Here is an 8,558-nt window from a genome sequence, read left to right on the forward strand (position 1 = left end):
GCATCGGGCGCCCTACAATGAACCCGATGCGTAATTCAGTGGGCACGTCGATGGGACCATCGGTGGGCACTGCGGAGGAACGGCTCGTTCGGCGTCTGCCCTTGCCGGGGCTGCTGCGCCGCAGTCTTGAGGTGCGCATGGTGTGCACCGCCACCGTCATCGGCCTGCTTCTCATCGCGCTGCTGCTGACCTTCGTGACCGACAGGATCCGGTCGGAGGTATTCGCCGATCAGCGAGACGTCATACTCGCCGACGCCGCGCTGCGTGCCAGCGTTGCCCAGGCCGAGTTCGACTCGACCACCGCCGTGACCGTCGATGAGGTCTCCGCGACTGCGGAGCAGCAGGTCAACAACGCCAAGAACTCGATCTCCTCCTCGGGAGGGGTGGGTGTTCTCATGCTGCGCAATGAGCAGGAGACCTCGACGACGGTCGTCAACGACCTGGAGACCGATACCCGTCTGCGCTCCCTCATCACCGACGAGATGTCGCAGGCCCTCGACGAGGGCGGGGCGCGCTCGCAGTACTGGCAGTCGGTGGCCGTGCCCAATGATGAGGGAGGCACTGACCCGGGTCTCATCGTCGGCACCCGGGTGAGTCTGCCGCTGGCCGGCGAGTACGATCTCTACCTCGTCTACAGCCTGGCCGGGGAGCAGCGCATCGTCTCCCTGGCCTCGCGCAACATCACCATCGGCGGCCTGGGCTTTCTGGCCATCCTCATCGTCGTGGTGTGGGCCTTCACCCGCTGGGTGCTCAGTCCTGTGCGGCACACCGCCCGGGCCGCCGAGCGTCTGGCCTCCGGGTTGCTGGCCGAGCGGCTGAGCATCGAGGGGGAGGATGAGATCTCCACCCTGGCCAGATCCTTCAACCATATGGCGACCTCGTTGGAGGACCAGATCGAGCGGTTGGAGTCCCTGTCCAAGGTGCAGCGGCTCTTCGTCTCCGACGTCTCCCACGAGCTGCGCACCCCGCTGGCCTCCATCCGCCTGGCCACCGAACAGATTCAGGACGCGCGCGAGGAGATCTCCGACCCCTTCGCCCTGCGCAGTATCCAGGTCCTGTCCAGCTCGGTCGACCGCTTCGAGACCATGCTCACCGACCTGCTGGACATCTCCCGCATCGACTCGGGCAACGTCAAGCTGCGCCTGGAGGAGGTTGACCTCGCCCAGGTGGTCGACACCGTCGTCGAGACCACCCAGTTCCACTTCGACGCCACCGGCACCGAGCTGCGCCTCCATCTTCCCGAGGAACCCGCCATCGCCGAGGTCGACGTCACCCGGGTTGAGCGCATCATCCGTAACCTCGTGGTCAACGCGCTCGAGCACGGCGAGGGCAAGCCGCTGGATGTCACCGTCGCCGTGGACGACGACGCGGTCGCGGTGCGGGTGCGCGACCACGGGATCGGAATGAGCCCCGACGTCGTCGCCAAGGTCTTCGACCGCTTCTACCGCGCCGACCCCTCGCGCAAGCGCAGCCTGGGAGGCACCGGCCTGGGCCTGTCCATCGCCATGGAGGACGCCCGTCTGCACGGCGGCCGTCTATCGGCCTGGGGGTGGCCGGCTGACGGCGCCTCCTTCCTCCTGGTCCTGCCCCGCACCCAGGGCGCCGACGGCGGCCCCGGCCGGCTGGGCGGCCCCGGGCCCCTTGAGCTCGTTCCGCAGGATGCACCCGCAGTGGCCCGCGCCGGTATCCCGGTCGATGAGGAGTCCTCCTTCTCCCCGGTCGGCCCCCTGGGGCCCGCGCCCGCCACGCGCCGGGCGCGTCAGAGCGTCGTCCTGGGCGACATCCCTCTGGCCGGGGAGAGCCACGACGCCGTCACCGAGGACGTCGGTCGTGTCGTCGTCGTCCTGCCCGGTCAGGAGCCGGCCACCCGCACGCCCGAAGAGGCCGACGAGGAGGGACGACGTCGATGAAGCGGCCGAAGAGACTCAGCATGCTCACCGACGCTTGTGAGCGCATCGGGAGCAGCACCGGCTCCGTGACCTCGTTGCTGACGCGCCGCAGTGCGCTGGGACTGCTGAGCGCCGGTGCCGCGGGTGTGCTGGCGGGGTGCACGGCGCTGCCCACCTCCAGTGGCGTCACCCGCTCCGGGGTCGCCGCCTCCGGCACTAACGCCCTGATCGAGACCGCGCCAGGCCCCAGGGAGAGCGACTCGGCCGAGGATATCGTCAACGGCTTTCTGCGAGCGGCCATTGCCGGGTTCTCCGACGACTTCGCCACCGCCAAGCAGTTCCTCACTGAACGCACCGCCGCGCAGTGGAAGCCCCTGGAGACGGTGAGCGCCTACAACGGCTCGACTGAGCCTCAGGTCTCCGTCGCTGCGGACGGCTCCTTCACGGTGACCTCCGCTCAGGTGGGGGTGCTGGACTCCCTGGGGGTCTTCACCCCGGCGCAGGAGGGAACCAGCTACACCGGTGAGTTCTCCCTGGCGACCAACTCCACCGGGCAGTGGCGCATCGTTGGCCTGCCCCAGGGGATCCTGCTGCCCCTCTCCCGGCTCATGCAGAACTTCGCGGTCAGCTCCCTGGCCTTCCTGTCACGGGACCGGGCCAGGTTCGTCTCCGAGTTGAGGTGGTACCCGCGCAGCTCGCAGGCCGACTCGCTCATCTCCGGGCTGCTGGCCGGGCCCTCGTCCTGGTTGTCGGATGGGACCGCCAACCTCATCCCGCGCAATGCGGAGCGGGCCAGCCGGGGCGTCGTCGTCGAGGCGGGGACCGCGACCGTTCACCTGAGTGCGGACTCCGACCCCGCCTCGGAGGAGGCCCGCCGGCTCATGGTGGCCCAGATCGAGCAGAGCCTCGTCCAGATCAGTGGCATCGACCGGGTCCGGGTGCTCGCGGGCACCGTTGACCTCGGTGCGCCCGCCGAGCTGACGCCAATGGCCCCGGAGGTGGGCGGCATCGTGGGGATGTCGGAGGGTTCCGTCGTGCGCGGCACCGGGGCCAGGCGCATCACTCTGGCGACCGACCGGGTACTGGGGACCAGTGACGCCCGCAGCCCGAGTCTCGGAGCGGATGGGGCCGTCTACGTGCTGTCGGCCTCCAGCCTGCTGCGTCTGCCTCAGGGACAGGACTCCGCCTCCGTCATCCTCTCGGTGGGCGACCCCTCCGCAGGCGCTGGTGGACTGGGGGCTCCGTTGGGGGACCGGCACGGCTGGGTCTGGTTGCTGGCCGAGGGGCAGCTCACCGCTGTCAACGGCTCGGGACAGCGTGCCGCCCTGAAGTCGTCCTGGTTGCCGCAGAGCGCGATCGTGGCCTTCGACCTGTCCGTGGAGTCCGAGCGCATCGCTGTGCGTAGAGCCGATGGGCGGGTCGCCGTCGCTGCGATCATCAGGGACCAGGAAGGCCGCCCCTCGGGGCTGGGGCCCGCCCTGGAGATGCCTCGCGCCAGCGGCGGGGGAACGCGCGGGATCTCCTGGTGCGCCCCGAACGCTGTGTGCGTGCTGGCCGACGGCGGTAGTGAGGGGGGAGGAGTACCCGAGGTGCGTCTCATCCAGGTCGGCGGCGCCGTCAACACGCTCGTGGGAGTGCGTGGGGCGCGCTCGGTCATCTCCGACCGCTCCGAGGAGTCCCTCATCATCATCGACGAGGCGGGGCAGACCTGGCAGCGCCGCGGGACGATGTGGCGGGTACTCACCTCGGAGGTCACCGACCCCTCCTTCCCCCTGCCCTGAAGCGGCGGCCCAGAAGTAGTCCGGGTGCCCCCGATCCGCTGGGACCGTGGAGCACCCGGAGTCAGGACGGGGTCTGAAGGGGGACTAGAGCACCTGGGCGTCCAGGCGGATGACGCCGTAGGTCCACCCGTGACGGTGGTAGACGGCGCAGGGCTGCTTGCTGGCCTTCTCAATGAACAGGTAGAAGGGGTGGCCCACGAGCTCCATCTGGTAGAGAGCCTCGTCAACGGTCATCGGTTTGGCCTCGTGCAGCTTCTGGCGCACGATCACCGGGGAGTCGCCGAGCTGGGCCTCGACCGCGACACCCGGCTCCGTGGGGGCGGAGGGGGAGTCCTCGATCGGCGCGTCATCGGTGTCGTGAATGGCGGGCTCGTCCAGGACGGGCGCGGCCTGGAGATCCTCGCTGGGGGCGGCCACGGTGTAACGACGGTGGTCCTTCTTGCGGTCCCGAGCTCGGCGAAGGCGCTCGGTCAGCTTTCCCATGGCGATATCGAAGGCGGCGAAGCGGTCTGAGGAGGACGCCTCCGCCCGGATGACCGGACCCTTGGAGACAACGGTGATCTCAACTCTCTCGGCGGTGTCGGCCTGACGCGGGTTGCGCTCGTGGGTGACCTCCACCTCGACGCGCTGGACCCGAGGGTCGAACTGCTCAACCTTGACGGCCTTGTCCTCGACGTAGTCACGCAGGCGAGAGCTGATCTCGGCGTTGCGACCGACGACGGTGATATCCATGGTGGAACCTCTTTCTGGGCTCGTGGGCCGGCCCTGGTGGACCGTGTGCGACATACCCGCCACTTCTCACGGCGGGTTCGGGACTGGTGTCATCACCTCCTGTCACCTCGCGAGGGCCCTCTCGCACTGCGGCGAGGACTCGGTCGACTGTCCTTGTCGACGTCGGAGATCGCCTGTGCGTTATGCCACATAAGGTACACCATGAGGGGCTGTTCACGCCTCCCTTTCGCGTGTGCCGCGTCCCGAATGAGCCCCCTGATCGCCGCAGGCGGACAAGTCCGACGGTTCCGGATCAATAGCTGCCACTGAGACACCGGTGCTTCTCACCGTGGGCGTGGCAGTCACCGTCCTGACCGGGACCGTGACACGCGCGTGCGCTGGAGGCGGAGCGGCGCTCAGCGTCAGGGCGCCTTGAACCCGGCCGCCGGCCTCCTGCATCGCTCGGGCACAGGACCCCAAGGTGGCTCCAGTGGTGACCACGTCGTCGACCAGCAGCACCGGCAGCCCGGACACGGGGGCCAGCAGGTGCGGAGCAGCGGCGCGGTTACCCCGTCGCTGACGAGACGAGCGGCCCGCCTGATGCGCCCCTCCGCCCCGACGACGCAGCAGATCGGCGCTCAGCACGAGCGGCGCGGGCAAGGCTTCCCGGGATGGCATCGATGCCGGTGCGTCGCCGGTGGGTGGCTCGTCCCAGAGGGTTGATTGCTCCCGTTGAGCCCACTGCTCGGCGATCCCTGAGGCGACGGCGTCGGCCAGACGCGCCGCCACCAGGCGACCGCGCAGTCGGCGCGCGATCCCGGAGGGCGCCGGGACCACGAGCAGAGCCGGGGTGTGTGGGAACGACTCGGTCCAGATCTCCTTCGCGGGGCGCCCCTGCGCCCACTGGCGTCCTAGATGCCGACCGGCATGCGCCATCACCTCGGCGAGGTCCTCCCGCGAGCCGTTCTTCCACCCCAGGACCATGGTGCGCACCGGGCCGGTGTAGGTCGTCAGGGCCAGGATGTCGAGGTCGCCCGCGGCGTCGGCGTGCTCGACGTTGAAGGGCTCGCCCTCGAGCAGCTCGCGGCACCTCGGGCACAGCGCCGTCTCCCAGCACCCGCAGCCTGCGCAGCTGACCGGCAGTCCCAGAGACAGTCCCGTGGAGAATCCGGCGGACAACCCGCGTATCAGGCGGTGGGCGACGGAGGGCTGAGGGATGGTTGGGCGGTGCGTCATGCCCCTCACTGTGGGGCTCCCGCGGCTCGGTCGCTTTCGAGGGCGCTCGCGCTCCACAACGGGAGGGATCAAGCGGTCGTCGCCACGGTCTGTGGCTCCGTGCCCGTCCCGTGTCCTCGGTGGGAAGAATCTCGATGGTGGAAGGGCCGCTGTCCACCGGGGTCCACTAGAGTACGGAGGCAGGTAACCGGTGAGACCTGTGCCGATACCGACCAATCCGGGCCAGTTCGGCCTCAGTCTCATCGCCGCTCTTCGCAACAGACGTCCCAAGGGAGAATGCAGCGTGTCGATCGTGGACCGGATCCTTCGCATTGGTGAGGGCCGTACCCTGAAGAAGCTTGATGCCATCGCCGACCAGGTCGAGTCTCTTGCCGAGGAGTTCAGTGAGTTCTCCGACGCCGAGCTGCGCGACATGACCGATGAGCTCAAGGAGCGCTACCAGGACGGAGAGACGCTCGACAGTCTCCTGCCCGAGGCCTTCGCCACGGTCGTGGAGGCAGCCGACCGGGTGCTGGGCATGCGTCCCTACCACGTCCAGATCATGGGCGGTGCCGCCCTCCACCGCGGCAACATCGCCGAGATGAAGACCGGTGAGGGCAAGACCCTCGTGGCCACGATGCCCTCCTACCTGCGGGCCCTGACCGGCAAGGGCGTCCACGTCGTCACCGTCAACGACTACCTCGCCGAGTACCAGTCCGACCTCATGGGGCGCGTCCACCGTTTCCTGGGACTGACCACCGGCTGCATCCTCGTGGGCCAGACCCCCGCCGAGCGCCGCGAGCAGTACGCCTGCGACATCACCTACGGCACCAACAACGAGTTCGGCTTCGACTACCTGCGCGACAACATGGCCCAGCGCCCCGATGACCTGGTCCAGCGCGGGCACGCCTTCGTCATCGTCGACGAGGTCGACTCCATCCTCATCGACGAGGCCCGCACCCCGCTCATCATCTCTGGACCCGCCACCGGGGACGTCAACAAGTGGTACAAGGAGTTCGCCACGATCTCCGAGCGCCTGCGCGAGGGCAAGGACTACGAGGTCGACGAGAAGAAGCGCACCGTGGGCGTCCTGGCCTCCGGCATCGAGCGGGTCGAGGACTACCTCGGCGTCGACAACCTCTACGAGTCGGAGAACACCCCCCTGATCGGCTTCCTCAACAACGCCATCAAGGCCAAGGAGCTCTTCCATCGGGACAAGGACTACATCGTGCGCGACGGTGAGGTCCTCATCGTCGACGAGCACACCGGCCGCGTCCTGCCCGGCCGACGCTACAACGAGGGCATGCACCAGGCCATCGAGGCCAAGGAGCGCGTGGAGATCAAGGCCGAGAACCAGACCCTGGCCACCATCACCCTCCAGAACTACTTCCGTCTCTACCCCGAGGGCTCCCGCTCGGGCATGACCGGTACCGCCGAGACCGAGGCCGCCGAGTTCGCCGGCACCTACAAGATCGGCGTCGTCCCGATCCCCACCAACAAGCCCATGATCCGCGAGGACCAGTCAGACCTCGTCTACACCACCGTCGAGGCCAAGCTCGACGCCGTCGTCGACGACATCGCCGAGCGCCACGAGGTCGGCCAGCCGGTCCTGGTGGGGACGACCAGCGTGGAGAAGTCGGAGACCCTCTCTGAGCGGTTGCGTGAGCGGGGCATTCCCCACGAGGTCCTCAACGCCAAGCAGCACGCCCGGGAGGCCGCCGTCGTCGCCATGGCCGGACGCAAGGGCGCCGTCACCGTGGCCACCAACATGGCCGGGCGCGGAACCGACATCATGCTGGGCGGCAACGCCGAGCACATCGCGGTCTCCGCCCTCAAGGAGGCGGGCCTCGACCCCGAGGAGAACGCCGAGGAGTACGAGAAGGCCTGGCCCGAGGCCCTGTCCGCCGCCAAGGAGGCTTGCCGGGCCGAGCACGACGAGGTCGTCGAGCTCGGCGGTCTCTACGTGCTGGGCACCGAGCGCCACGAGTCGCGCCGCATCGACAACCAGCTGCGCGGACGCTCGGGCCGTCAGGGAGACCCGGGTGAGTCCCGCTTCTACCTGTCCATGGAGGACGACCTCATGCGCATGTTCGCCTCCGGGCTGGCCCAGCGCATCATGACCTCGGGCGCCTACCCCGACGACGTTCCGCTGGAGTCCAAGATGGTCACCCGCGGCATCGCCGGCGCCCAGCGCCAGGTGGAGTCTCGCAACTACGAGATCCGCAAGAACGTCCTCAAGTACGACGACGTCATGACCGAGCAGCGCGAGAAGGTCTACTCCGAGCGCCGTCGGGTCCTGGACGGGGAGGACCTCGAGCCGCAGATCGAGGCCTTCCGGGCCCAGGCCGTGAGCTCGATCGTCAACGCCGGGACGGCGGAGGGCCGCCCCGATGAGTGGGACCTCGACGCCCTGTGGGATGAGCTCGGTCGTCTCTACCCGGTGGGCCTCACCCAGGACGAGGTCGTTGAGGCTCTGGGCGGCAAGGACGCGCTCACCTCGGAGAGACTCATCGACGAGCTCAGTGAGGACGTCGCCGTGGCCTACGAGGACGCCGAGGCCCGCATCGAGGCCAACGCCCTGGCCCATGCCCAGCTCGGGGACGAGCCCATGCGCACGCTGGAGCGTCGCATCCTGCTCGCCGTGGTGGACAAGCGCTGGCGCGAGCACCTCTACGAGATGGACTACCTCAAGGAGGGCATCGGTCTGCGGGCCATGGCCCAGCGCGACCCCCTCGTGGAGTACGCCAACGAGGGTGCCCGCATGTTCCGGGCGATGATGGAGGGCATCCGCGAGGAGACCGTTGAGCAGATCTTCGCCAATGTCAACCGCTTCGACGCCGCTGCCCAGCGTGCCGCCGAGGACGGCACCGCTGAGGCCGCTCAGGCGGTGGCCAAGGCCAATGCCACCGCGGCAGCCGGCATCCGCTTGGGCGGTGCCGGCGGGGGCCGTGGCACGGTCCTG

General features: G+C 68.9%; 5 protein-coding genes. 3 read left to right on the forward strand and 2 right to left on the reverse strand.

From position 1 onward, the window contains the following. Positions 1-26 precede the first annotated feature (26 nt). The gene (mtrB, locus tag BKH33_RS02995) at positions 27-1,910 is read left to right on the forward strand and encodes an MtrAB system histidine kinase MtrB (RefSeq protein ID WP_003779776.1); all 1,884 of its coding nucleotides are present in this window, start codon (positions 27-29) and stop codon (positions 1,908-1,910) included. A gap of 20 nt (positions 1,911-1,930) precedes the next feature. Further along, positions 1,931-3,670, forward strand: coding sequence for an LpqB family beta-propeller domain-containing protein (locus BKH33_RS03000; protein ID WP_232621506.1), 1,740 nt, complete (start codon positions 1,931-1,933; stop codon positions 3,668-3,670). An 84-nt stretch (positions 3,671-3,754) separates the two neighbouring features. Here the strand turns inward: BKH33_RS03000 and hpf are convergent, their stop codons facing one another. Together hpf and BKH33_RS03010 are read right to left on the reverse strand one after the other, a co-directional pair. After that, positions 3,755-4,402 (reverse strand): ribosome hibernation-promoting factor, HPF/YfiA family, encoded by a 648-nt coding sequence (gene hpf / locus BKH33_RS03005; protein WP_043538536.1) that lies wholly within the window; start codon positions 4,400-4,402, stop codon positions 3,755-3,757. A gap of 213 nt (positions 4,403-4,615) precedes the next feature. Further along, complete coding sequence (locus BKH33_RS03010; protein WP_003779823.1) at positions 4,616-5,617, reverse strand: ComF family protein; 1,002 nt, start codon at positions 5,615-5,617, stop codon at positions 4,616-4,618. Positions 5,618-5,900: 283 nt separating this feature from the next. Here BKH33_RS03010 and secA point away from each other — a divergent pair. Further along, on the forward strand, positions 5,901-8,558 hold a 2,658-nt coding region (gene secA / locus BKH33_RS03015; protein WP_076142521.1), incomplete at its 3' end, for a preprotein translocase subunit SecA.

The sequence above is a fragment of the Actinomyces naeslundii genome (assembly GCF_001956585.1).
Classification (GTDB): domain Bacteria; phylum Actinomycetota; class Actinomycetes; order Actinomycetales; family Actinomycetaceae; genus Actinomyces; species Actinomyces naeslundii.

What these genes read in the sequence shown, in the direction of transcription:
- hpf (WP_043538536.1), bottom strand. Translation starts at nt 4,402, where the DNA reads ATGGATATCACCGTCGTCGGTCGCAACGCCGAGATCAGCTCTCGCCTG.
- BKH33_RS03010 (WP_003779823.1), bottom strand. Translation starts at nt 5,617, where the DNA reads ATGACGCACCGCCCAACCATCCCTCAGCCCTCCGTCGCCCACCGCCTG.
- mtrB (WP_003779776.1), top strand. Translation starts at nt 27, where the DNA reads ATGCGTAATTCAGTGGGCACGTCGATGGGACCATCGGTGGGCACTGCG.
- BKH33_RS03000 (WP_232621506.1), top strand. Translation starts at nt 1,931, where the DNA reads ATGCTCACCGACGCTTGTGAGCGCATCGGGAGCAGCACCGGCTCCGTG.